Here is a 23124-nt window from a genome sequence, read left to right as displayed (position 1 = left end):
TTGGCCCGGCCTTCCGGCCGGCGCTAAGGTTTATGGATGGACGACCAGACGCCCGAGCCGAGCTTCGATCTCCCCGGCCTTGCTCCGGCGCCGGCGGACGCGCCCGCCGGCGGCTATCGCGTTCTCGCCCGCAAATACCGTCCCCGGAATTTCGATCAGCTCTATGGCCAGGAGGCCATGGTCCGGACGCTGAAGAACGCCTTCGCGTCGGGTCGCATTCCGCAGGCCTGGATGCTGACCGGCGTCCGCGGCGTCGGCAAAACGACGACTGCGCGCATTCTCGCCCGCGCGCTGAACTACGAAACGCCCGACAACAAAAACGCCGGTCCGACGATCGAGCTTGCGACGCTCGGCGTTCACTGCCGCAAGATCATCGACGGCGAGCATATGGACGTGTTCGAGGTCGACGCGGCGTCGAACACCGGCGTCGACTTCATCAGGCAGATCAACGATCAGGTGCGCTACAAGCCGATGGAGGCCCGCTATAAGGTCTACATCATCGACGAAGTGCACATGCTGTCGACGGCCGCGTTCAACGCGTTCCTGAAGACGCTGGAAGAGCCGCCGCCGCACGCGAAATTCATCTTTGCGACGACCGAGATCAAGAAGGTTCCCGTCACGATTCTCTCGCGCTGCCAGCGCTTTGATCTGAAGCGGATCGACGCCGCGACGCTTGTCGAGATGCTGCGCAATATCTGCGCGAACGAGAAGGTCGAGGTCGAGGACGAGGCGCTGGCGATCATCGCGCGCGCCGCGGAAGGTTCCGCGCGCGATTCCCAATCGCTGCTCGATCAGGCGATTTCACATGGCGACGGCAAGGTGACGGCGGACGCCGTGCGCCAGATGATGGGCCTCGCCGACCGCGGCCGCGTCATCGATTTGTTTGAAGCCGCAATGCGCGGCGATCTGCCGGCTGCGCTGGGTCTGCTGCGCGAATTGTGGGACGGCGGCGCCGATCCCGCCGTGGTGCTGACCGACCTCGCCGAATTCTCCCATCTCGTGACGCGCATTAAGGTCGTGCCGGCGACGGCTAAGGATGCGTCGCTCACGGAAGCCGAGCGCACGCGCGGCCGCGATTTCGCCACGCGTCTGTCGATGCGCGTGCTGTCGCGGGCCTGGTCGATGCTGACGAAGGCGATCACGGAAACGCAGGGCTCGCCGCGTCCGCTCGCCAGCGCCGAGATGGCGCTCGTTCGTCTCGCCCACGCCGCCGATTTGCCGACGCCTGACGACGTCATCAGGATGTTCCGCGACGGCGCGCCGTCATCGTCGCCGCCGTCCTCGGGTGGAAATGGCGGTGGCCGCGAAAGCGCTGCGCCGCAGGCGCGACTCGATCCGCCGCGTCCTGTCCTCGCCGCATCCTCGAACGCCGCGCCGCGCATCGAGGCGCGCGCTGCGCCGGCCCCGCGCGCCGATTTAGCCCCGCGCGTGATGTTGAAAAGCCTGGAGGATGTCGCGGCGTTCGCCGAGAAGAATCGCGACATCCAGCTCAAGCTCGCGATCGAGCGCGATGTCAGGCTTGTGCGCTTCGAGCAGGGCCGCATCGAATTCGCGCTGGCCGAAGGCGGCTCGCAATCGCTGCCGAACGATCTCTCACGCAAGCTGCAGGAATGGACCGGCGAGCGTTGGATCGTGGCGATCTCGCTCGACGAGGGCGAGATGACGATTCGCGAGCGCAAGCGCGCCGCCGAACAGGAGAAGCTCACCGGCGTGCGCGCCGAGCCGCTGGTGCGCGCGATCATGGATCTCTATCCCGGCGCGCAGATCGTCGCGATCCGCGATGCGGAAAGCGTCGAGGCCGCGCCTCCGCCGCCGGTCGAACGCGATCCCGAAAGCGATGATGAGTCCGACCCTGATTTCGACGCGGTCGGCGACTACTCCGACGACGATCTCTAGAGAACAGGACCGACGCCGATGAAAGACCTCATGGGAATGATGAAACAGGCTCAAGCGCTGCAACAGCGCGTGACCGAGATGCAGGCCGAGATGGACAATCTGACCGTCGAGGGCCTCTCCGGCGGCGGCATGGTCAAGCTCACATTGACGGCCAAGGGCGCGCTGAAATCGCTCAGCATCGATCCCTCGCTCATGAAGGACGGCGAAGGCGAAATCCTTGAGGATCTCATTGTCGCCGCGCATGCCGACGCGCGCCTGAAAGCCGATCGCGTGGCTGAGGAGAAAATGAAGGCTGTCGCTGGCGGCCTGCCGCTGCCGCCGGGATTGAAGCTGTTTTGATGCGCTCGGTTTTTTCCAGATGTCATCGCCGGGCTTGACCCGGCGATCCAGTTTCGCCGCGGCTTGGAACGCGAAATAAGTATGGATGGCCGGGTCAAGCCCGGCCATGACATCGCGAAAGTAAAACAGGACAAGTGATTTGCCCGCTTCTGTCGGTCCTGAAATCGAGCGCCTGATTCAGTTGCTGGCGCGCCTGCCCGGCCTTGGTCCGCGCTCGGCGCGCCGCGCCGCGCTGCAGCTCATCAAGAAGCGCGAGCAATTGCTGTCGCCACTCGCCGACGCCATGCGCGTCGCCGCCGATCGCGTGCTGGTCTGCTCGAATTGCGGCAATGTCGATACGAGCGATCCCTGCGCCATTTGCAGCGACAACAGGCGCGATGCCTCGATCATCGTGGTGGTCGAGGATGTCGCTGATCTCTGGGCGCTGGAGCGCGCCGCCGCACTGAACGCGCGCTATCATGTGCTCGGCGGAACCTTGTCCGCGCTCGACGGCGTCAGGCCCGAAGACCTCAACATCGCGAAGCTTGTCGATCGCGCCGCCGATCCTGCCGTGAAAGAGGTCATCCTCGCGCTCAACGCCACGGTCGATGGCCAGACCACGGCGCATTACATCACCGACGTGATCGCCCATCTGCCCGTGAAGGCGACGAAGCTCGCCCATGGCGTGCCGGTCGGCGGCGAGCTCGATTATCTCGATGAGGGCACTTTGTCCGCGGCTCTGCGACAGCGCTCGGCGATGTAGCGCTCAGACGTGGCTGAGCGGCAGCTCGGTCGAACTCTTCAACTCCTCCATCGCGAACATCGAAGTCACGTCTGACAGTTCGATACGCGAGATCAGCTTTTTGTAGAGCGCGTCATAGGCGTCGATATCGGGCACCACGGCCTTGACGAGATAGTCGATATTTCCGGACAGCCGGTGGAACTCCACCACTTCAGGAATGTCGCGCAGGGCGGCGTGGAATTTCTCCAGCCACTCCACGGAATGCTGGCTGGTCCGGATCGCGACGAAGACTGTCACCGCCACATTGAGCTTCTTGCGATCCAGAAGCGCCACCCGCTTGCGGATGTAGCCGGCCTCCTCGAGCTTCTGGATGCGCCGCCAGCAGGGGGTAGGGGAGACGCCCGCCCGGTCGGCGATCTCGGCCGTGGTCAGGGTCGAATCGGATTGCAGCGCGGCGAGGATTTTCAGATCGATCTTGTCCAAGGCGTCGGTCATGGAGAAAATTCATACTCCATTCGCGGCCAATCCCGCAAATTCATTCTACTTCGCGGAGTCTTGCCGGAGAACTACGCAAACCGATCGCGGCCCTCTCGGGTTACCTTGAGCAAGCTAAGCGCCTGAGACTTGGGAGGTTTCAATGCTGGTCGTCGAGACCGCGCGCGATCCGCTGGCCCCGCTCCGGGCTCTCGGCGCCGAGGGCACGAATTGCCAGACCTATTTGCGCAGCGCCCGCGCCGTGTTGAAGGATTTCGTCGCCCGGCCGGAGCAGATCCCCTTCGCCGACCTGAAGCGCGATCCCAGGACCTACACCCGCAACCTCCTGTTCGGCGACGAGCAGCTGAGCATCTGGGCGATCGTCTGGCCGCCGGGCTGCGCGACCTCGATCCATGATCATCACTGCTCCTGCTGCTTCGGCGTGGTGAAGGGGACGCTGGAAGAACGCTGGTTCGACGCGATCGACGACGCGCATGCAGTCCTGACCAACATCGCCCTGCGCGAGCCGGGCTTCACCGCCTGCATGCTTCCCTCCGGCCCGAACATCCATCAGATGCGCAATGCTGGCGCGGAAGAGGTTGTCACCATCCACATCTACGGCTTCGATCACACGCAGAAGGCGTCGTCGATCGAGAAGGAATATCAGGAAAGCCTGCGCTGACCGGCGCATGACAGCTCTTGATCTGCCGTTGACGCGGCCCCGCGCTGCGTCGGGAAATCGCGACTGCGATTGACTTCTCCCCTGCGCCTGGGCCATCGGTCGCCCCGCATTCGCAGGGAAATCACCAATGTCCACCGCCAAGCTGGAAGCGACGATCGAGAAGGCCTGGGAGGAGCGCGCCGACGTGTCGCCCAAGACCAAGGGCGCGGTGCGGACATCGGTCGAGAAAGCGCTCGGGCTGCTTGATTCCGGCGCGGCCCGCGTCGCCGAAAAGGTCGACGGCGAGTGGGTCACCCATCAATGGCTGAAGAAGGCGGTGCTGCTTTCCTTCCGCCTCAATGATTCCGCCGTCATCAAGGGCGGCCCCGGCGGCGCCGGCTGGTGGGACAAGGTGCCGTCGAAGTTCGACGGCTGGACCAAGGCGAAATTCGCGAAGGCCGGTTTCCGCGCCGTGCCGAACTGCACCGTGCGCCAGAGCGCCTTTATCGCGCCGAACGTGGTGCTGATGCCGAGCTTCGTGAATGTCGGCGCCTATGTCGATTCAGGGACCATGGTAGACACCTGGGCGACGGTCGGCTCCTGCGCGCAGATCGGCAAGAACGTGCATCTCTCCGGCGGCGTCGGCATCGGCGGCGTGCTGGAGCCGCTGCAGGCCAATCCGACCATCATCGAGGATAACTGCTTCGTCGGCGCGCGCTCCGAGGTGGTCGAGGGCGTCATCGTCGGCGAAGGTTCTGTGATCTCCATGGGCGTGTTCATCTCGGCTTCGACCAAGATCGTCGATCGCAACACCGGCGAGATTCATATCGGCAAGGTGCCGCCTTATTCCGTGGTCGTATCGGGCTCGTTGCCGGGCAAGCCGCTGCCGAACGAGAATTGGGGGCCGTCGCTTTATTGCGCCGTGATCGTGAAGACGGTCGACGCGCAGACGCGCGCCAAGACGGGAATCAACGAATTGCTGCGCGATTGATGACGTCGATGACCGACGTTGTCGCGTTCGCGCGTGATCTCATTCGCTGCCCCTCGATCACGCCGAACGAGGGCGGCGCGCTGACCACATTGCAGAAGGCGCTGACCGCCGCTGGTTTCGTCTGCGAGCGTGTGACCTTCAGCGAGCCCGGCACGCCTGATGTCGACAATCTCTATGCGCGCTTCGGAACGGGAAAACCCTATCTCCTGTTCGCCGGTCACACCGATGTGGTGCCTGCCGGCGATGAATCGCGCTGGACGCATGGGCCTTTCGCCGGCGACGTGAAGGACGGCGCGCTCTATGGGCGCGGCGCGGTCGACATGAAGGGCGGCGTCGCGGCCTTCGCCGCTGCGGCGATCGACTATCTCGCTGACAACAAGGATTTCGCCGGCTCGATCGGCTTCCTCATCACCGGCGACGAGGAAGGTCCCGCAATCAACGGCACGGTGAAGCTGCTGAAGTGGGCGCATGAGAAGGGCGAGCGCTTCGATCATTGCATTCTCGGCGAGCCGACGAATCCGAAGGCGCTCTCCGACATGATCAAGATCGGTCGGCGCGGCTCGCTGACGGGCAAGATCATCGTCAACGGCAAGCAGGGCCATGTCGGCTATCCCTATCTCGCCGACAATCCGATCCGCGGCCTGACGAAACTGCTCGTCGCGCTGCAGGACAAGCCGATCGATGACGGCACAAAACATTTCGAGCCGTCGAATCTCGAATTCTCGACGGTTGATGTCGGCAACCCCTCTTCGAACGTCATTCCGGCGGAAGCGCGCGCGACTTTCAACATCCGCTTCAACGATCGCTGGACCCATGAGACGCTGGAAGCGGAAATCCGCAAGCGCTGCGAGAAAGCCGCGGGCAACAGCGTCAACTTCACGCTGACGGTCGCGCCGTCGAATGCGCCCGCTTTTCTGACGAAGCCGGGGCCTTTCGTGAACATCGTCGCCGATGCGATCGAGGCGGAGACGGGCCAGCGGCCGACGCTTTCCACGACAGGGGGCACATCGGATGCGCGCTTCATCAAGGATTATTGCGAGGTGTTGGAATATGGCCTCGTCGGCGACACCATGCATCAGATCGACGAGCGCGTGATGATCGTTGATCTCGAAGGGCTGATGCGGATTTATCGCCGCGTGATCGCGAGTTATTTCTCGCCGCAAGGCTGATGAGTCTGTTGTCGCTTCGCGACTTGTTGTGCTGGGCCCCGGTCTCCATTCTGCTCGGCATACGCCTCACTCCATGGAACCCGGGACGAAGAGAGCTTCACCTCAACCATGGAGTCTCTCTCCGTCCCCGGAACGGTGAAGCGCAACGAAGTGAAGCGGAACCGTGTCCGGGGCCCAGCGAAAGACTCCGCGAAGCGACGCTGTTTCTTAATTCCGGGCTCGCGACTTAAGCTTCAAACTCCGGCTCGCCATAGGGATAGAAATCCGTGAGCCGCACATTTTCGTAAGGCAGCCCGTCGAGCCGCACCGTTCCCAGGAAGGGCTCCGGCGGCTCGACGAGATAGATGCGCGGGGCGAAGCCGCTGTCATGGAAGCCGCGGCGGAAATGCACGCGTGATTTCAGGACGAAGATGTCGAAATCGCCAAGCGCGAAGCCCATGGCTTCGAGCATCGTCGTCTCGATCACCTGCATGTAATGCGCGCTGATGACAAGCACATTGCCATCGCCGAAAGCGACGCTGATCCAGTCAGAGCGGCTGCCAGTGCCGTCATTGGCTTGTCCCATGCCGGTGATTTCGCCGGTGATCCTGACGGGCTGGCCGGCCGACGCGTCGACGCGGCCGCCGACCTCGTGATCGAAGGCGTCGCCGATGCGCGCCGACGTCATCAGAGACGCGATGAGCTTTCCATCCATCACCGAGGCGATCAGCGTTCGCCTGAGACGCCGCGCGATGATCTCCTTGAGGATCCAGGTCGCGGCGCCTGACCGGTCGCTGTGATCGGCGAGAACGACAGGGCGACGCCCGGACGCGGCGTCGGCGGCCGCAAGATCGACCGCCTCCGCAATGTCGTAGATTTTCGCCGAATTGAGCAGGGCCTCGCGATTCCGCCAGGCGCTCTCGGCCATGTCTTTTACGATCCGCTCCGCGAGATCAGGCTTTCCGTTGGTAATCGCCTGGATATGCAGGCCGACATCGGGAACGTCCGACCACGGGAATCCGAAGAACACGTTGACGAAGACGTCAGGCTCACGCGCCTCCCAGATCAACGCGCGATTGATGAGGTCCATCCAGGGCGAGGCGCCGGTCCATTGCAGCACGGTCGGGCTGATGATCGGCACATTCCGCGTCGCGACGCTTCGCGAATAATCGCCGCGCAGCGCCCGGATCAGCGTGCGCGCGGCGCGCTCACCTTGAAGGTAATTATCGTAATGCGGATAGAATTTCACGCAGAAGGCGAGGTCGGCCGATTGCAGGAATTTCTCGTCTTCATTGCCGTGGGGATCGAAGGTCGCGGCGATGACGACATGAGGCCCGACGACCTTGCGCACGCGCGCCGCCAGCTCAGCCTCGGGATGCGCGACGCCGCGCACCGCCATGGCGCCATGCAGCGACATATAGACGCCATCGAACGGGCCTTGCGCCCGCAAGTCGGCGAGGATCATCGCCGAGAAATGCTCGAAGGCTTCGTTCGTCACCCAGCCTGAGCCGATGCCGGTTTTCGGGAACAGGGGCGACTGGACGCCGACAAGCGTCACGCCGGAGAATTCGCGCGCGCATTTGACGAAGCCGCCGATATATTCCCTGGGATATGAGTTCAGCAGCGCCTCTCCCTTCGCCGGCGAACCTTCATAGATGAAATCGTCGAGCGTGGTGTCGTTGTCGAGAAACGTCACCGTCTCGTGCGCGAAGTGGAGCACGGCGATTCTGACGGGCTTGTCGACTTGCATGTTTCAGACCTTCTTTTCGCTGCGCGATTTCGCGAGCGACGATAGCGCAAATCGTCAGGCGTAATCCACGCCGATGAGATAGAGCCCCTGCGGCGGCGCCACCTGTCCGCAGCGCTTGCGGTCCTTCGCATCGAGCGCAGCCCGCAGATCATCGCGCGTCCAGCGCGCCAGCCCTACCTCCACAAGCGATCCCACCATCGAGCGCACCTGATTGTGCAGGAAAGAGCGCGAAGACGCGAACACTTCGATGTCGTCTCCTTTGCGGATGACGTCGAGACGGTCGAGCGTCTTCACCGGGCTTTTCGCCTGGCAATGGGTGGCGCGAAAGGTCGTGAAATCGTGGCGCCCAATGAGGACCTGCGCCGCCTCATGCATCGTATCCGAATTGAGCTTGCGTGGAATGTGCCAGACGCGGGTCTTGTCGAGCGTCGGCGGCGCGCGGCGGTTCGAGATGCGATAGAGATAATGGCGCTTGCGCGCCCTGAAGCGCGCGTCGAATTCCTCATCCACGCGCTCAATGGCGATCACGGAGACGAGATCGTCCATCAGCTTGAGGTGCGCGTTGAGCCCGTCGCGCAGATTGCCCGGTCGCCACTCCTTTTTCAGATCGGCGTGCGCCACCTGATGCAACGCGTGAACGCCGGCGTCGGTGCGGCCGGCGGCCGTCAGCCGCGGCCGCTCTCCTGACATGCGCTCAAGCGCGTCTTCGAGGGCGTCCTGCACGGCGCGCGCATTGGCCTGCGATTGCCAGCCGGCGTAAGCGCCGCCGTCATATTCGATGATCAGCTTGAAACGGGGCACGATGAAACGAGGTTACTCCGAAAAGCGCGGGCCGCGCTTCGCCTCGATCAGCCGCGCCTCGAAGACGTCGGCGAATTCGGCCCGCTCGCGCGGCGAGAGAGGCCGCGCGATCACCAGCCTCTGCCCGCCGGAGACGAGCGCCAGCCGCTGCAGGCCATATTCGTCGTCCTCGCCGCGCTCAAGCCGCACCCAGGCCGGGTTGAACTTCCATTCGCGCGGCGGCTTCTTGTTGCCGAACCTTCGCAGCTCCAGCTCGAGATAGGTGAGGCGTACCTCCTCTGTCTCTTCCGCCCGGCGGTTGTTCACGCGGAAGGCGAGAGCCAGCAGCAGCACGTCGAGCCCGAAATAACCGCCGACAGGCCAGGCGCCGGCGATCATGAAGGGGATCGAGGAGATCACGCCGCAGACCGCGACCAGCGTCACTACGAGCCGCACGCCCTCGCGGCCGAGCGAACGATGCGGATGGATCGAGGCCGTGAACAAGGGGGCGTCGTGAGGGCCTGCGGAGACGTCGGTCATCGGTTCAGGTTGTGGGCGGCTAAGCGCCCACTATAACGGGTCCATGCCGTCGCCCAAGCCTGTCTCCGCCCGAAAACCGACTGCGGGCGGGAAATCCCCTGCGTCCGCCGCCAAGGTCGCGAAGGCCCCGCCCGCCAAAACGCCCGCCAAGTCCGCGCCCGGCCTGGCGAGCGCCCGGCCGCGCCGCAAGGGACAGCCCAAACCGCCTGACGCGGCCACCGTGCGCGCCATCTTCGCCCGCTTCGCCGAGGTCAACCCGGAGCCCAAGGGCGAACTCGAATATGTGAATCCCTACACGCTGCTGGTGGCGGTGGTGCTCTCCGCGCAGGCGACCGACGCTGGCGTCAACAAGGCGACGCGCCGGCTCTTCGCGCTCGCCGACACGCCGGAGAAGATGATCGCGCTCGGCGAGGACAAGGTGCGCGATCTCATCAAGACGATCGGCCTGTTCCGCGGCAAGGCGAAGAATGTCATCGCGCTCTCGCAGCAACTGATCGCCGAGCATGGCGGCGAGATTCCGCAGGCGCGCGAGGCGCTGGAGAAACTGCCGGGCGTCGGCCGCAAGACGGCGAATGTCGTGCTCAATATCGCCTTCCATCATCCGACGATCGCCGTCGATACGCATCTCTTCCGCGTCTCGAACCGCATTCCGCTCGCGCCGGGCAAGAATGTGCTCGAAGTCGAACTCGGCCTGGAGAAGATCATTCCGGCGGATTACAAGTTGCACGCGCACCACTGGCTCATTCTGCACGGGCGCTATGTCTGTAAGGCGCGCAAGCCGGACTGCCCGCGCTGCGTGATCGCGGATTATTGCCGATCGGATGAGAAGACGATCTGAACTTGCGCTTGTGATGCCGGAGTATTGCCGCTTCGCGAAGCCTTTCGCTGGACCCCGGTCTCCATTTCGTTCGCTGCGCTCACTTCATGGAACCGGGGACGGTAACAGCCTCAGCGTAAAAGAATGAAGCTCTCTCCGTCCCCGGAACGGTGTAGCGAAGCGGAACCGTGTCCGGGGCCCAGCGCAAGAATCGCGAGCGTTAGCGAGCGCCTCAGAATCAACAATCGAAATGAGCCCGCGCACTCCCAAACACGCCGCGCCCAATCAAGAGAACGTGAAAATAAAAGCCTCCGAGCCGAAGCGCGCCTTTCCTCCCGTTGGCGTCAGCTCGAATGGTCCCCTTCGCCCGTCAGCGCAGACGAATGTGCCTTTGGCGACTTGGCCGGATGCGCTCGAAAATGTTCCTGTGCAGGTCGTGCGGTTGGACACGATTTCGACCGTGCCCGACGGCCCGGAGAGGCCAGTCGCATAACCGGTGAATTTCTCACCGGTGGACGAGACGACGCCTTGAACCGGCCGGTTCGTGATGCAGCCGGCAAGAAAAAGGGCCGCCGAAGCAGCGGAAAATGCAATGAGGCGCAACGGTTTCATCCCTGAAAAATTGTACGCCGCAGCTTGTGAAGCCGACAACGATCGCAAATGTCCGCGATCGATCGCCTCAAGAGACCGCGACGTGAATTGCGCTGATGGTACTTGAGCTGAAATCCTCTGTCGACAAAGCAATTGTCAGGCGTTCCCGGCCTGGATCGCGCGCCATTTTCCCGGCGAGAGGCCGAACGCCTGCTTGAATTGTCGCGTCATGTGGCTCTGATCGGCGAAACCGCAGGCGAAGGCGATCTCGGCGAGCGCATCGCCCGTACGCATCATCGCCTTCGCGCGGTCGAGCCTGCGCATGGTGAGATAGCGATAGGGGCTGACGCCGAGCCGCGCGCGGAACTGGCGCGCGAGCGCATAGCGATCGAGCCCGCAAATATCTTCGAGTTCTTCCGATGCGACGACGCGCGTCGCATTCGCATCGAGAAATTGTCGCGCGCGATCGACCGCGCGTCCGCATGCGATCGATCGCACGGAAGATGTCTGCGCGCTCGCATCGATCGCGAGAAGCGCGTCGGCGATCGCCAGCACCGCCTGATCGAGTTCGAGCGTTTCGAGCCGCCGCTCCATGTCGCGCAGCGCGAGCGTGAGAGCAGCGCTGAGGGGCGCGTCGCGCAGCACGGGAGAATTCGCGAAGGGAAGGGCGCTTGCTTTTTCGCCGAGCGCGTCGCGGATCAGGCGCGGCTCAAGATAGAGCATGCGATAGCGGAAGCCGCCTTCCGCGCCGGAGCGGCCGTTATGCCGCTCGTCCGGATGCAGCACGATGGCGTCGCCCGAGCGGCTATTGGCCTCTCGGCCGCGATAATCGAAGCGCTGCACGCCCGACAGCGTGGTCCCCAACGCATAAGCGTCATGGCGATGCGGATCATAGGCGTGGCCGGAAAAGAACGCGTCGATCCGCTCGATCCCCGGCTGCGCGGGGGCAAGCCTGATCCAGTCGCCGGCCTGCGGCGTGCTCGCCGGAGGAGGCGCGTCCTCGATAAACATGCGGCGCGGCGCGCGATCGTTCAGCACGGGCGCCTCGCACGACAGATGCGCAATCGATTCATCACTGTGTCAAGGAACCATGATGTTGAGGCCGTAGCGAGAGATTTTTGATGTCCCGCCGCTGGCGGCCCTCCAATATAGCATCGTCTCGTCCGGACTTTCGGGGAAAGCAGATCAATGAATGGTGTTCGTCGCAAATCGTCTTTGTTCGCCGCCATCGCGCTGGGCGGCTTGTTCTCGCTCGTCAGCGGCTACGCCGCCGCCGAATGCAAGACCGGCCCGCTGCGACCGTTATATCAAGGCGAGACGCTGACCCGAGCCGTGCAGATTTGGAAGGGGCGCACCTGCGTTCATTTCTTCAACGCTTTCGGAGGCACGACACCCCTTCGCAGCGGCCAGATCACCCAGAATCCTGGCCACGGCGTCCTGCAAAAGACCGGCCTGACGCGCTTTTCCTACGCTGCAGCCGCCGGCTACAAGGGAGGCGACTCCTATGCGGTGCGCGTATGCCGCGGCGACGGGTCGGCCTGCACCAACGTCGTCTATGACGTGACCATCCAGTAGCGGCGGCCGAAGCGCGTTCGGGAGCTACGCACGATCGTTCAAGACGGTCAGGCGCGATCTCGCCCAGCATGCTGTCCATGCGCTTTGATACCAAGATCGCCGTCGTCGTGCGCGACGATCTCGCCGTCTGGCAGAAACTGAATGTCGCCTGCTTCCTCTCGGGCGGGCTCGTCGCCGCCGCGCCGGAATTGGGCGGCGAACCCTATGCCGACGCATCAGGGAAATTTTACGGGCCGCTGATCCGCCAGCCGGTGCTGGTCTATGTCGCGACAGCGGATGATTTGACGAAGACGCTCGCGCGAGCGTCAGGCCGCGGCGCGCGCGCCTCGATCTACACGAAGGAGCTGTTCGCGACGGGCCATGACGACGCCAATCGCGCCGCCGTCGCCGCGGTCGCGACCGACGCGCTCGATCTTGTCGGCATTGCGTTGCACGCCGAGCGCAGGGAGATCGACAAGATCGTGAAGGGGCTGTCGCTGCATCCGTGAAGCGGCGCGCTCACGAGCGCGGACGCGCGGGATTGCCGAGAACTGTTGCTCCGACAGCGACGTCGCGCGTGACCACCGCTCCGGCGCCGATAACAGCGTCGTCGCCGATCGTCACGCCGGGCAAAATGATCGCGCCGCCGCCGATCCAGACATTGCGGCCGATTGTGACCGGCCGCCCATATTCAAGACCGGTCCGCCTAGCGGCCGCATCGCGCGGATGATCGGCGGCGTAGATCTGAACGCCCGGACCAATCTGCGTCTGGTCGCCGATCTCGACCGCAACGACATCGAGAATGACGCAGTTGAAATTGAGGAAAACGCCGCGTCCCAAGCGAATATTGAAGCCGTAGTCGCAATGGAAGGGAGGTCGAATGAGCGATCCGTCGCTGGCCGCGCCTAATCTTTCCCGCAGCTGTGAAAGCAGCTCATCCGGAGTCGAGCCGAGCGATGCGTTATAGCGCGCGAGCCAGCGCTGCGTCGTGAGGAGATCGGCCTGAATCTCCGGATCGTTGGCGTCATAGAGTTCGCCCGCGAGCATCTTCTGCTTTTCGCTATGCATGATCGCTCCGTTCATCGGTCAGCGGACTGTCAGGAGCCGGCCTTTCCCGCAAGTAGGCTTGTGGTGACAAGCGCGATGCAAAGCGTGATCCAGATAACTATGTATCCCAGTCTGAACTTCTTCAATTGTTGAAGGGAGACGACGTCTTCGACGTAGTTGAGGTGCTTGAGGCGCACTCCGTAGCGAACAGCTGCGTAAAACGGGTCGGCCAGAGCCCAGAATATTGCGCGACGTGGAATGTTCGGATTCTGCAAGTGAATGCGGACTGCGATCAGCCAAGTGCAAAGCGTTACAATCGCAAAGAATCCGAGCGCTACGATAAAAATCGTGGTGCGAGCCGTGGCCATACCCGCCTCCTGACGTTCTCACATTTGCGCCAATCGATCGGCGCCTTCGTAATTCAATCCGCAATCACCGACTCAACGCCCGCCGCGCCCAACGCGGCGATCGCCTTGCGCGCCGCATCGGAATCGCGATGCATCTGCGCGACGAGCGCGTCGATCGAAGAAAATTTCTCCTCGCCGCGCAGAAAGGCGATGAACTCGACCGCGATCTCCTTGCCATAGAGATCGCCGGAGAAATCGAACAGGAAGGTTTCGAGCCGCGGCGCGCCGTCATCGAAGGTCGGGCGCCGCCCGAAGCTTGCGACGCCGTCGACGATGCGGCCATCGACAGCCGCGCGCACCGCATAGATGCCATGCGCCAGGCGACAATTCCGGTCGAGGATCATGTTCGCCGTGGGAAAGCCGAGCTCGCGGCCGCGCTTGTCGCCATGGGCGACAGGCGCGCGCACGAACCACCAATAGCCGAGCAGCCGCGCCGCCTCCGCGACCAGCCCCTTTTCGAGATCCTGACGCACCTCGCTCGACGAGATCACGCGGCCATCGACCGTCACGGGGTCCAGCACTTTGATCTCGACGCCGAGCTCGCGGCCGCGCGCCTGCAAAAAGGCGGGGTCGCCGGACCGTCCGCGTCCGAAGCGGAAATTGCCGCCAACCACGACGCCGCGCGCGCCAAGCCGCTCAACGAGGAGATGGTCGATGAAATCCTGCGCCGACAGCGCCATGAACTCCTTGTTGAAGCTGATTTCGATCAACGCATCCATGCCGGCGCGCTTCACGAGCCGCGCCTTGTCCTCGCGGGAGCACAGGGCGAAATGCGGAATATCGGGCCGCGCCACGATGCGCGCATGGGGCTCGAAGGTGAGTACGGCCGCAGGCGCGCCGAGCTGGCGCGCCAGTTCGCGCGCCTCCGCCATCAGCACGAGATGGCCGCGATGGAGCCCGTCGAAATTGCCGATCGCCAGCACCGGCCCCTTGAGGGCGGGCGGCAATTGCGGGGGATCGGTGAGGACGGCGAAGTCGGGATTCAAACGGGCGGGCGGGGCGGTCATGAGGCTTGGACGCGCCGATTAGCACGACTGGGTGATAACGCCAGCCCGGCCTCGCGGATTGCCCCTACCGATCGTATGGCTAGGTTTGCCGGAATGCGCGAGCCGCTTCGGCCCATTTCTCTGTCATTGGCCGCCTTCGCGGCGCTTGCAGCGCTGTCGGCCGCCGCGCAGCCGAAGCGCGGCGATGCCGAGTTCGGCCGCTATCTCTCGGCCGAATGCGTCGCCTGCCATCAATTGTCCGGCCGCGCCGCGGGAATCCCCGCGATCACGGGCTGGCCCGAGGACGCCTTTGTTGCGGCCCTGTCGGACTATCGCGCGAAAAGGCGCGCGAATGTGATCATGCAGACGGTTGCGGGAAAATTCAGCGACGAGGAGATTGCGGCGCTCGCGGCCTATTTCGGCGGGCTCGGCCAGACGCCGCCTCGCTGAACGCTGACGAGATTTCCGCAACACGCGCGGGAGGATGAAATGATCAGTCGTCGAGGTCTGCTCAGAACCGCTCCCGCCGCGCTCGCGACATCGACGCTCTTCGCGCCGGCGCTGGCGCAGGCGAAGCCGCGCGTTGTGGTGATCGGCGGCGGGCCCGGCGGCGCGACCGCGGCGAAATATATCGCGAAGGATTCAAACGGCGCGATCGATGTCACTCTGGTCGAACCGCTCGATCGTTTCGTCACCTGCTTCCATTCCAATCTCTTCATCGGCGGCTTCAAGAGTTTCGATCAGATCACCCATGGCTATGACGCGATGAAAGGCTATGGCGTGACGCAGGCGAAAACCATGGCGACGTCGATCGATCGCGGCGCGAAGACGGTGAAGCTCGCGGATGGATCGACGCTCGCCTATGACAGGCTCGTTGTCTCGCCGGGGATCGATATCCGCTTCAACAGCGTGCCCGGCTATTCCGAGGAGGCGTCCGCGACGCTGCCGCATGGCTGGAAACCGGGTGAGCAGACGCTGCTGGTGAAGAAGCAACTCGATGCGCTGGAGGATGGCGCGCTGATCGTGATGGTCGCGCCGCCCAATCCCTATCGTTGCCCGCCCGGGCCTTATGAGCGCATCTCGATGTTCGCCCATGTGCTGAAGACGAAAGGCCATCAGCGCTCGAAGATCATCATCGTCGATCCCAAGACGACCTTTTCCAAGCAGGACCTCTTTCTCGACGGCTGGAAGACGCATTATCCCGGCATGGTCGAATGGCTGGAGCCGAAGGCGCATGGCGGCGTGAAGGGCGTCGACGCCAAGGCGATGACGGTGACGACGGGCAATGCGGCTTACAAGGCGCAGATGATCACGGTCATTCCCGCGCAGACGGCTGGACAGATCGCGATTGCGGCGGCGCTCACGAACCAGACAGGCTATTGCGCGATCAACCCCGACAACATGCAGTCGGTCGAGGACTCAAACATCTATGTGCTCGGCGACGCCTCGATCGCGGGCGAGATGCCGAAATCGGCTTTCGCCGCCAACAGCCAGGCGAAAGTCGCAGCCATGATGATCCGCAGCGAGCTTGCAGCGGCGCGCTCATTTCCCGCGCGTTACGCCAACACCTGCTGGTCGTTAATCGATATGAACGACGCGGTGAAGGTCGGCGGTCGCTACGAGGCGAAGGACGGGCGCATCGCCGCCATCGAAAGCTTCATCTCGAAAGTCGGCGAGGATGCGGCGACGCGCAAGCAAACTTATGACGAGAATATCGGCTGGTATGAGGCGATCACATCTGATGTCTTCGGCTGACGCGACGCTTTCGCTTGACATCATGCAGGCTGGCGATGTGACCTGCAGTTCAGAATGACTACAGGGAACATGGCATGTCATCTCTCCGGCTCATGATCGCTCCACTATTCGTGCTTGCGGCGTCAGGCGTTGCGCAGGCGCAGGATGTGGAGGCGGGTCAGCGCTCCTATGCAAAATGTCGCGCCTGCCATCAGATTGGCGAAGGCGCGAAGAATCTCGTCGGGCCGGAGCTGAACGGATTGTTCGGACGCAAGGCTGGCGCGGTCGAAGGCTACAGCTATTCCGATCCGAACAAGAATTCCGGCATCGTGTGGGACGAAGCGGTCTTCGCCGAATACATCAAGGATCCCAAGGCGAAGATTCCCAACACCAAGATGGTCTTCGCCGGCATCCGTAACGACAAGGAAATTGCCGATCTCACGGCGTTTCTCAAGCAGTACGACAAGGACGGGAAGAAGAAATAGAAGCGCAAAGCTGCGCTTCACGGAGTTTTCCGCTGGGCCCCGGACACGGTTCCGCTTCACTTCGTTTCGCTTCACCGTTCCGGGGACGACGACAGCTTCAGCGTTTCATGGCGAAGCTCTCTCCGTCCCCGGTTCCATGAAGTGAGGCGCAAGCCGAACGGAATGGAGACCGGGGCCCAGCGCAAGAAGCGCGCCGCAGGCGCTCCTCACCTTCCTGTCAATACCTCACTCTCGTCCCGATCGCCGTTGCTCCCCGCAAACCCAGAATATCCTCCATCGCCTTGATCGCCGACGAAAGCTGCAGCCCGTGATCGAGATTCATTTCCCTTCAGCTTGATCTATCTTCCGCTTGTCATGCGCGGCGCGCGCGCATCGCGGCCGTTCTGGTGCAGGATGACCGCGGCGATCTTCCCGCCGGCATCGCGCTCGAAGCTGAGTTGAGCTTTGACGACAGTGTAGAAGAACTCGTCCCTGGCGCTTGCAAAGACCGGAAACGGCGGCTGCCCTGTGAGCTGCGCTTCGAGATGATCGATGTTGAGCGCGACGTCGAGCAGGCCGAAATCGAACTGATACTCGCCGACATATTCGCCGAGCGCAGCGGCGTCGAGCGAAACACCCTGAAACTCCGGCGTTGATCCGCCTGCGCCGAGCTTCGGCGCCGTGTGATCGCCGTTTTGATGCAGCACAAGCCCGTTCACCGCGCCTCCGGAATCGCGCGTGAAGCTGATGCTGATTCCCGCAACCCTGGCGAAAAACTCGTTGGGCGCGGACGGGAAGATCGGCAGCGCGCTTTGTCCGGTCGCCCGCGCATGGAGCCCGTCTTTCATCTGGAACACGTTCAGCAGGAAATTATCGGCGAGCCTGTAGAGTCCCGCATAGTCGTCGAGAGAAGCGCCGGGGAGCGATATCGCCTTGAATGCAGCCGCCAGCGGCGCCCTTTCATCGAGCGTCGCAAATCCCAGATCATCGAGGTCCGCCGCCGTGTCGCTGAAGATGACGATGCCGCGCCGCCGGTCGGACGTGAAACCGATGAAGCTTGCATAGCCGCCGGTCATGCCATTGTGCCAGACGATTCCCTTGTCGGTCGTCATCCAGGCGAGACCAATGCGTCCAGCGCCCGCCAATGCAGCGCGCGGCTCCTGCGCGAACTTCATCGCAGAAGCCAAAGGCGAAGCGCCCATATTGCTCCTGAGATAGCGCAGCATGTCATTGGTCGTGGAGCGGATGGCTCCCGCGCCCGCCAGCGCGTCGAAATCCCAGTTCTTCGTCGGCCTGCCCTGATTGTCGTGGCCTCGTGCGAGGCGGGCGCGCATGGTCGGTGTGAGCGCGACGCTGCTCATCGACATCTCGAGCGGTTTGAAAATCTGTTCGTTGATGAAGGCGTCGTAAGTCGCGCGATCCAGTTGCGCCAGCGCATAGCCCAGAAGGCCAAAGCCGAGATTGGAATATTCGTAGGCGGCGCCGGGATCGCGCGGGAGCTGATATCCCGAAAGAAATGTTTTCAGCTTCGCCGCATCATAGTCGGCATAGGGATTTGACGGGTCGCGTCCCAGAAGATTGGTGGGCAGCCGCGGCAGTCCGGAATGCTGCGTCGCGAGTTCGCCAAGCGTGATCTCCTTGCCGCCGCGCGAGGGAATTTTGAAATCCGGCAGAAGTTGCGAAACCGGCGTGTCGAGCTTGATGCGGTCTGAAAGCGCGGCCTGCGCCAGCATTGCGGCCGTGAAGGTCTTCGTGATTGAACCGATTTCGAAAACCGTGTCGCCATCAGGCGCGGCGCCGTCGTCAAGCCGGCCAAAGGCGATGATCTCGCTCTTGTCTCCGTCCACGACGCCAAAGACCAGCGTCTGATAGACGCCCGCCGCGATGCGCTCCCGCGTGGCTTTCTCGACGCGCTCGGGCAGCGGCCCTGCATTTGCGGAAATGCTCGTCATGGCTGACATCGCGAAGGCCCATGCGGCGATGCGGTGATTGAGCGACGAAAGCAAGGCCGTTCTCCCCCGCCAGGATTCGCCTGTTCATCAGATGCGTGACGTCAATGGCGCTCTTTCTATCCTATCGAAGCGGGGCGGAACAGGTGCTTCCGGCGGCGCTCAATGTCTCACTTTTGGCTCGATCGGCGTCGTTCCCCGCAATCCCAGAATATCCTCCATCGCCTTCGCGCCGGCGAGAAGCCGCGCATCGGCGCGCGGCGCAGCGACGATCTGCAATCCGACGGGCAGGCCCTCTTTCGTGAAGCCGCAGGGGATCGAGATCGCCGGGCAGCTCACGAGCGTGAAGGCGTAGGCGATCGAGAGCCAGTGAACATAATTGTCGAACTTTACGCCATTGCAGGATTCGACATAGCGATTCTCGATCGGGAAGGGCGACACAATCGTTGCCGGCGCACAGATGAGATCGTAGTCGTCGAAGAATTTTACGGCGCGCTGATACATCGCCGCGCGTTGCCGCTCCGCGCGCTCCTGATCAATCATGGTGAGCTGAAGCCCCTTCTCGATATTCCAGATCACTTCAGGCTTCAGCTTGTCGCGATGGGTTTCAAGCATCGTCTTCTTGTTGATGGCGAAGTATCTCGCCCGCAGCACGTTGAACGTGTCATGCGCCTCGGAGAAATCGGGATGCGCCTCCTCGATAACAGCGCCGGCCTCAGTGAACCGCATCGCCGCCTTGCGGCAGAGATCGGCCACCTCGGAATCCACCGGCGTGATGCCGAGATCGGCGGAGAACGCCACGCGCTTCGGCGTCCAGCCCGAGAGCGCCGCCGAATGGAACGATTGCGCCGGCTTCGGCAAAGAGACGGGATCGCGCGCGTCTTCGCCCGACAGCGCGTCGAGAAACAGCGCGACATCTTCGACGGTGCGCGCCATCGGTCCCTGCACCGGCAACTGACGATCGAGCTGATAGTCCGGCGCGGTGGCGACGCGGCCCGGCGAAGGGCGCATGCCGACGATGCCGCAGAAACTTGCCGGATTCCGCAACGAACCGCCGAGATCGGAGCCATGGGCGAGCCACGCGGTTCCCGTCGCGAGCGCCGCTGCCGATCCGCCGGACGAGCCCGCCGCCGAGCGCGTCGTGTTCCAGGGATTGCGCGTCGGGCCGAACACCTCGTTGAAGGTGTTGGCGCCGGCGCCGAATTCCGGCGTGTTGGTTTTGGCGTAGACGACGCCGTCCTCGCTTTCGAGCCGCTCGACCAGAGGGTCGGATTCATCAGGCGTGAAATCCCTGAAGATCGGCGAGCCGTAGGTGGTCAACACGCCCGCGACTTCGGTCAGATCCTTGATGGCGACGGGCAGGCCGGCGAGCAGGCCGCGCTGATCCCTAGGTTTTTTCATCACCGCCTCCGCCGCCTTCCGTGCGCGTTCGAAGCAGAGCGTCGGCAGCGCGTTGACGGGACCATCAACCTCTGCGATTCGCGCCTCCAGGGCGTCGAGACAATCGTGCGGCGTGATGGCCTGCTTGCGCAGCAGGGGGACCATCTCGGCCGCGGTCTTGCGGATCAGCGATTGATCGGCTCCCATGGATTTAACCCCTCCTGTTTCTTCCGAGGCCGACATGCTGACGAACCTGCAGACGCGCGACATCGAGACGCTCGTCCATCCCTACACCAATCTCGCCACGCATCGCGAGGTCGGTCCGCTGGTTCTGGAACGCGGCAAGGGCGTCTACCTCTACGACACCACGGGCAAGGAATATATCGAAGGGCTCGCCGGCCTCTGGTGCGCGTCGCTCGGCTACGGCAACGAGGAGCTGGTCGAGGCGGCCTCCGCGCAGATGCGCAAGCTTTCCTTCACCCATCTCTTCGGCGGCCGCAGCCATGATCCCGCGATCGAGGTGGCGGAGAAGCTGAAGGAGATCGCGCCGTTCGACGCCTCGAAAGTGTTCTTCACGTCTTCGGGTTCGGAGGCGAACGACACGCAGATGAAGCTTGCCTGGTACATGAACAATGCGCTCGGCCGGCCGAAGAAAAAGAAGATCATCGCGCGGCTGAAGGGCTATCACGGCGTCACCATCGCCTCAGCCTCGCTCACCGGCCTGCCGGCGAACCACACCGATTTCGATCTGCCGATCGCGGGCGTGCTGCATACGTCCTGCCCGCATCACTATCGCTTCGCGAAAGACGGCGAGAGCGAGGAGGAGTTCTCGACGCGTCTCGCCGCCGAACTCGAGGAGATGATCCTGCGCGAGGGTCCGGATACGGTCGCGGCCTTCATCGCCGAGCCCGTGATGGGCGCCGGCGGCGCGGTCATTCATCCCAAGGGCTATTTCGAGAAGATCCAGGCGGTGCTGTCGAAATATGACGTGCGCCTGATCGCCGACGAGGTGATCACGGGCTTTGGCCGCACCGGCAATATGTTCGGCTCGACCACTTTCGGCGTGAAGCCGCAGAGCATGTCGGTCGCAAAGGCGATCACGTCAGCCTATGCGCCGCTTGGCGCTGTGCTGATCGATGAAGACATGAATCAGGCGCTGATCGACGAGAGCAAGAAGATCGGCACCTTCGGCCATGGCTTCACCTATTCCGGCCACCCGCTGAGCTGCGCCGTGGCGGTGAAGACGCTGGAGATCTATCAGCGTGACGACATTGTCGGGCAGGTGCGCAAGACCTCGCCGACTTTCCTCGCGCGGCTCGCGAAGCTTGGCGAGCATCCGCTGATTGGCGAGGCGAGGGGTGTCGGCCTGATCGGCGGCATCGAGATCGTCGCCGACAAGAAGACGAAGAAGCAGTACGATCCGAAGAAATTCGTCGCTGCGAAGACGGTAAGCTTCGCGCAGGAGGAAGGCTTGATCGTGCGCCCGCTGATGGGCGACCGCATCGCCTTCTGCCCGCCGCTGATCATCAGTGACGCCGAGGTGAACGAGATGTTCGATCGCTTCGAGCGCGGCCTCGCCAAGACGCAGGACTGGATCAGGAAGGAAGGGTTGACCGTGGCGTAAGCGCCGCCCAGCGTTCTTATTTACAGCGTCATGCCCGGGCTTGACCCGGGCATCCAGTTTAAGATTGCGATTTTGAAGGGAATTCTGGATCGCCGGGTCAAGCCCGGCGATGACATCTGGAGAAATTACCCGCCCCTCCTCTTCTCCTCGATGCAATCCCAGATCATCGCCGCGATATCAGGCCCGCCGGTGCGCTTGATGACGCGCAGGCCGGTCGGCGCGGTGACATTGATTTCAGTGAGCAGTCCGTCGATCACGTCGATGCCGACAAGGATGAGGCCGCGTCTCTTCAGCTCCGGGCCAATGCGCTCGCAGATTTCCCGCTCGCGCGCCGTCAATTCCGTCGCCTCGGCCGCGCCGCCGCGCACCATGTTGGAGCGGATGTCGTCGGCCTGCGGCACGCGATTGATGGCGCCGGCGAAGGCTCCATCGACGAGAATGATGCGCTTGTCGCCCTTCACCACCGCCGGCAGGAAGCGCTGCACCACCCAGGCCTCGCGGAACAGGGTCGAGAACAGATCAAAGAGCGAGCCAAAATTCGGATCGTCTTTCCCCACCTTGAACACGCCGGCGCCGCCATGGCCGTAGAGCGGCTTCATCACGATCTCGCCATGCTCCCTGCGGAAATCCTCGATCTCCTCGCGGTCGCGCGTGATCAGCGTTGGCGGCATCAGATCAGGGAATTCGGTGACGAAGGTCTTTTCCGGCGCGTTGCGTACATGGAACGGATCGTTGACGACGAGCGTCTTCGGATGGATGCGCTCAAGCAGATGCGTCGTCGTGATGTAGTTGAGATCGAACGGCGGGTCCTGCCTGAGCAGCACGACGTCGAGCGTTGCGAGTTCGCGCCGCGCCGCTTCACCCAGAGTGAAATGATCGCCGGCGATATCGCGCACGGTGACCGGCTGCATCCGCGCCGACACCTTGCCGTCGCGCATCGAGAGCTTGTCCGGCGTGTAATAGAAGAGCTGATGGCCGCGCGCCTGCGCCTCCAGCATCAGGCCAAAGCCCGAATCGCCGGCGATGCGGATCGACTGGATGGGGTCCATCTGGACCGCGACGGACAGGGCCATGGGCGCCTCCCTCAAGACATAATCCCGCGCACGACGGATCGCGCGCGGGATCATGCGAACGCATGGATTTCGCCGCGGAGTGATACAGGCGGTCGGCCGTTTGGCAAGCGCGACGAAAATGAACATGGGCCGCCCCGACCACGCCCCTATCTTGCCTAAGCTTGAGAGGTAGCGAAAAAGTCGCTCACCCCTCGCCAG

24 protein-coding genes are annotated in these 23124 nt (G+C 63.2%); 13 read left to right on the top strand and 11 right to left on the bottom strand.

Translation table 11 applies throughout. The annotated features are described in order from the left end of the window. Window positions 1-36: 36 nt before the first annotated feature. From L8F45_RS18835 to recR, 3 genes are all read left to right on the top strand, one after another. Window positions 37-1896 (top strand): DNA polymerase III subunit gamma/tau, encoded by a 1860-nt coding sequence (locus L8F45_RS18835; protein ID WP_342359397.1) that lies wholly within the window; start codon window positions 37-39, stop codon window positions 1894-1896. An 18-nt stretch (window positions 1897-1914) separates the two neighbouring features. Next, window positions 1915-2235, top strand: a complete 321-nt coding sequence (locus L8F45_RS18830) for a YbaB/EbfC family nucleoid-associated protein (RefSeq protein ID WP_342359396.1) — start codon at window positions 1915-1917, stop codon at window positions 2233-2235. A 139-nt stretch (window positions 2236-2374) separates the two neighbouring features. Then, window positions 2375-2977, top strand: coding sequence for a recombination mediator RecR (gene recR / locus L8F45_RS18825; protein ID WP_342359395.1), 603 nt, complete (start codon window positions 2375-2377; stop codon window positions 2975-2977). Window positions 2978-2980: 3 nt separating this feature from the next. On the opposite strand, the gene L8F45_RS18820 is transcribed toward recR, so the two are convergent. Further along, window positions 2981-3439, bottom strand: coding sequence for an Lrp/AsnC family transcriptional regulator (locus L8F45_RS18820; RefSeq protein WP_342363500.1), 459 nt, complete (start codon window positions 3437-3439; stop codon window positions 2981-2983). Window positions 3440-3593: 154 nt separating this feature from the next. Between L8F45_RS18820 and L8F45_RS18815 the strand changes: the two genes are divergently transcribed. From L8F45_RS18815 to dapE, 3 genes are all read left to right on the top strand, one after another. Further along, window positions 3594-4112, top strand: a complete 519-nt coding sequence (locus L8F45_RS18815) for a cysteine dioxygenase (protein WP_342359394.1) — start codon at window positions 3594-3596, stop codon at window positions 4110-4112. Between the two features lie 127 nt (window positions 4113-4239). Next, on the top strand, window positions 4240-5082 hold the full coding sequence (dapD, locus tag L8F45_RS18810) for a 2,3,4,5-tetrahydropyridine-2,6-dicarboxylate N-succinyltransferase (RefSeq protein WP_342359393.1): 843 nt from the start codon (window positions 4240-4242) through the stop codon (window positions 5080-5082). After that, complete coding sequence (gene dapE / locus L8F45_RS18805; RefSeq protein WP_342359392.1) at window positions 5082-6251, top strand: succinyl-diaminopimelate desuccinylase; 1170 nt, start codon at window positions 5082-5084, stop codon at window positions 6249-6251. The genes dapD and dapE overlap by 1 nt, the downstream gene beginning before the upstream one ends. Window positions 6252-6477: 226 nt before the next feature. On the opposite strand, the gene L8F45_RS18800 is transcribed toward dapE, so the two are convergent. Genes L8F45_RS18800 through L8F45_RS18790 form a run of 3 tightly spaced genes read right to left on the bottom strand, consistent with a single transcriptional unit; the run spans window position 6478 to window position 9300 of the window. Beyond that, window positions 6478-7980, bottom strand: coding sequence for a M81 family metallopeptidase (locus L8F45_RS18800; protein ID WP_342359391.1), 1503 nt, complete (start codon window positions 7978-7980; stop codon window positions 6478-6480). Window positions 7981-8034: 54 nt separating this feature from the next. Beyond that, on the bottom strand, window positions 8035-8781 hold the full coding sequence (truA, locus tag L8F45_RS18795; RefSeq protein WP_342359390.1) for a tRNA pseudouridine(38-40) synthase TruA: 747 nt from the start codon (window positions 8779-8781) through the stop codon (window positions 8035-8037). 12 nt (window positions 8782-8793) lie between these two features. Further along, on the bottom strand, window positions 8794-9300 hold the full coding sequence (locus tag L8F45_RS18790; RefSeq protein WP_342359389.1) for a DUF2244 domain-containing protein: 507 nt from the start codon (window positions 9298-9300) through the stop codon (window positions 8794-8796). 43 nt (window positions 9301-9343) lie between these two features. Here L8F45_RS18790 and nth point away from each other — a divergent pair, with 43 nt between their 5' ends. Next, entirely contained in the window at window positions 9344-10138 is a 795-nt protein-coding gene (gene nth / locus L8F45_RS18785; protein ID WP_342359388.1) for an endonuclease III, read from the top strand. 726 nt (window positions 10139-10864) lie between these two features. Here nth and L8F45_RS18780 read toward each other — a convergent pair. Beyond that, window positions 10865-11746, bottom strand: coding sequence for an AraC family transcriptional regulator (locus tag L8F45_RS18780; RefSeq protein WP_342359387.1), 882 nt, complete (start codon window positions 11744-11746; stop codon window positions 10865-10867). A gap of 150 nt (window positions 11747-11896) precedes the next feature. Here L8F45_RS18780 and L8F45_RS18775 point away from each other — a divergent pair, with 150 nt between their 5' ends. Continuing rightward, window positions 11897-12283 carry a hypothetical protein gene (locus L8F45_RS18775; RefSeq protein WP_342359386.1) on the top strand — a complete coding sequence of 129 codons (387 nt, stop codon included), beginning with the start codon at window positions 11897-11899 and terminating at the stop codon, window positions 12281-12283. A 77-nt stretch (window positions 12284-12360) separates the two neighbouring features. Then, window positions 12361-12771 (top strand): DUF2000 family protein, encoded by a 411-nt coding sequence (locus tag L8F45_RS18770; RefSeq protein ID WP_342359385.1) that lies wholly within the window; start codon window positions 12361-12363, stop codon window positions 12769-12771. Window positions 12772-12781: 10 nt separating this feature from the next. Here L8F45_RS18770 and L8F45_RS18765 read toward each other — a convergent pair whose 3' ends face one another. From L8F45_RS18765 to L8F45_RS18755, 3 genes are read right to left on the bottom strand one after another with little or no spacing between them, the layout of a single operon-like run. After that, entirely contained in the window at window positions 12782-13330 is a 549-nt protein-coding gene (locus tag L8F45_RS18765; protein ID WP_342359384.1) for a sugar O-acetyltransferase, read from the bottom strand. 29 nt (window positions 13331-13359) lie between these two features. Then, window positions 13360-13677 carry a hypothetical protein gene (locus L8F45_RS18760; RefSeq protein WP_342359383.1) on the bottom strand — a complete coding sequence of 106 codons (318 nt, stop codon included), beginning with the start codon at window positions 13675-13677 and terminating at the stop codon, window positions 13360-13362. Between the two features lie 53 nt (window positions 13678-13730). Next, on the bottom strand, window positions 13731-14723 hold the full coding sequence (locus L8F45_RS18755; protein ID WP_342359382.1) for a bifunctional riboflavin kinase/FAD synthetase: 993 nt from the start codon (window positions 14721-14723) through the stop codon (window positions 13731-13733). Window positions 14724-14816: 93 nt separating this feature from the next. On the opposite strand from L8F45_RS18755, the gene L8F45_RS18750 reads away from it, so the two are divergent. The 3 genes from L8F45_RS18750 (at window position 14817) to L8F45_RS18740 (ending at window position 16921) form a co-directional block, all read left to right on the top strand. Then, window positions 14817-15152 (top strand): c-type cytochrome, encoded by a 336-nt coding sequence (locus tag L8F45_RS18750; RefSeq protein ID WP_342359381.1) that lies wholly within the window; start codon window positions 14817-14819, stop codon window positions 15150-15152. Between the two features lie 39 nt (window positions 15153-15191). Further along, complete coding sequence (locus L8F45_RS18745) at window positions 15192-16457, top strand: FCSD flavin-binding domain-containing protein (protein WP_342359380.1); 1266 nt, start codon at window positions 15192-15194, stop codon at window positions 16455-16457. 74 nt (window positions 16458-16531) lie between these two features. Beyond that, window positions 16532-16921 (top strand): c-type cytochrome, encoded by a 390-nt coding sequence (locus L8F45_RS18740; RefSeq protein WP_342359379.1) that lies wholly within the window; start codon window positions 16532-16534, stop codon window positions 16919-16921. A gap of 338 nt (window positions 16922-17259) precedes the next feature. Here the strand turns inward: L8F45_RS18740 and L8F45_RS18735 are convergent, their stop codons facing one another. Both L8F45_RS18735 and L8F45_RS18730 read right to left on the bottom strand, forming a co-directional pair. Then, window positions 17260-18906 carry a serine hydrolase gene (locus L8F45_RS18735; RefSeq protein WP_342359378.1) on the bottom strand — a complete coding sequence of 549 codons (1647 nt, stop codon included), beginning with the start codon at window positions 18904-18906 and terminating at the stop codon, window positions 17260-17262. Window positions 18907-19011: 105 nt separating this feature from the next. After that, entirely contained in the window at window positions 19012-20436 is a 1425-nt protein-coding gene (locus L8F45_RS18730) for an amidase (RefSeq protein ID WP_342359377.1), read from the bottom strand. 34 nt (window positions 20437-20470) lie between these two features. Here L8F45_RS18730 and L8F45_RS18725 point away from each other — a divergent pair, with 34 nt between their 5' ends. Further along, a complete protein-coding gene (locus L8F45_RS18725) occupies window positions 20471-21853 on the top strand; it encodes an aspartate aminotransferase family protein (RefSeq protein ID WP_342363499.1) in 1383 nt (460 codons plus the stop codon). A 125-nt stretch (window positions 21854-21978) separates the two neighbouring features. On the opposite strand, the gene gshB is transcribed toward L8F45_RS18725, so the two are convergent. Further along, window positions 21979-22926: a glutathione synthase gene (gshB, locus tag L8F45_RS18720; protein ID WP_342359376.1), complete on the bottom strand. Its 948-nt coding sequence runs from the start codon at window positions 22924-22926 to the stop codon at window positions 21979-21981. Between the last annotated feature and the right edge of the window lie 198 nt (window positions 22927-23124).

It is taken from the genome of Terrirubrum flagellatum, assembly GCF_022059845.1.
In the GTDB taxonomy this organism is placed as follows: domain Bacteria; phylum Pseudomonadota; class Alphaproteobacteria; order Rhizobiales; family Beijerinckiaceae; genus Terrirubrum; species Terrirubrum flagellatum.
This window is presented reverse-complemented; position numbering and strand designations above follow the sequence as displayed.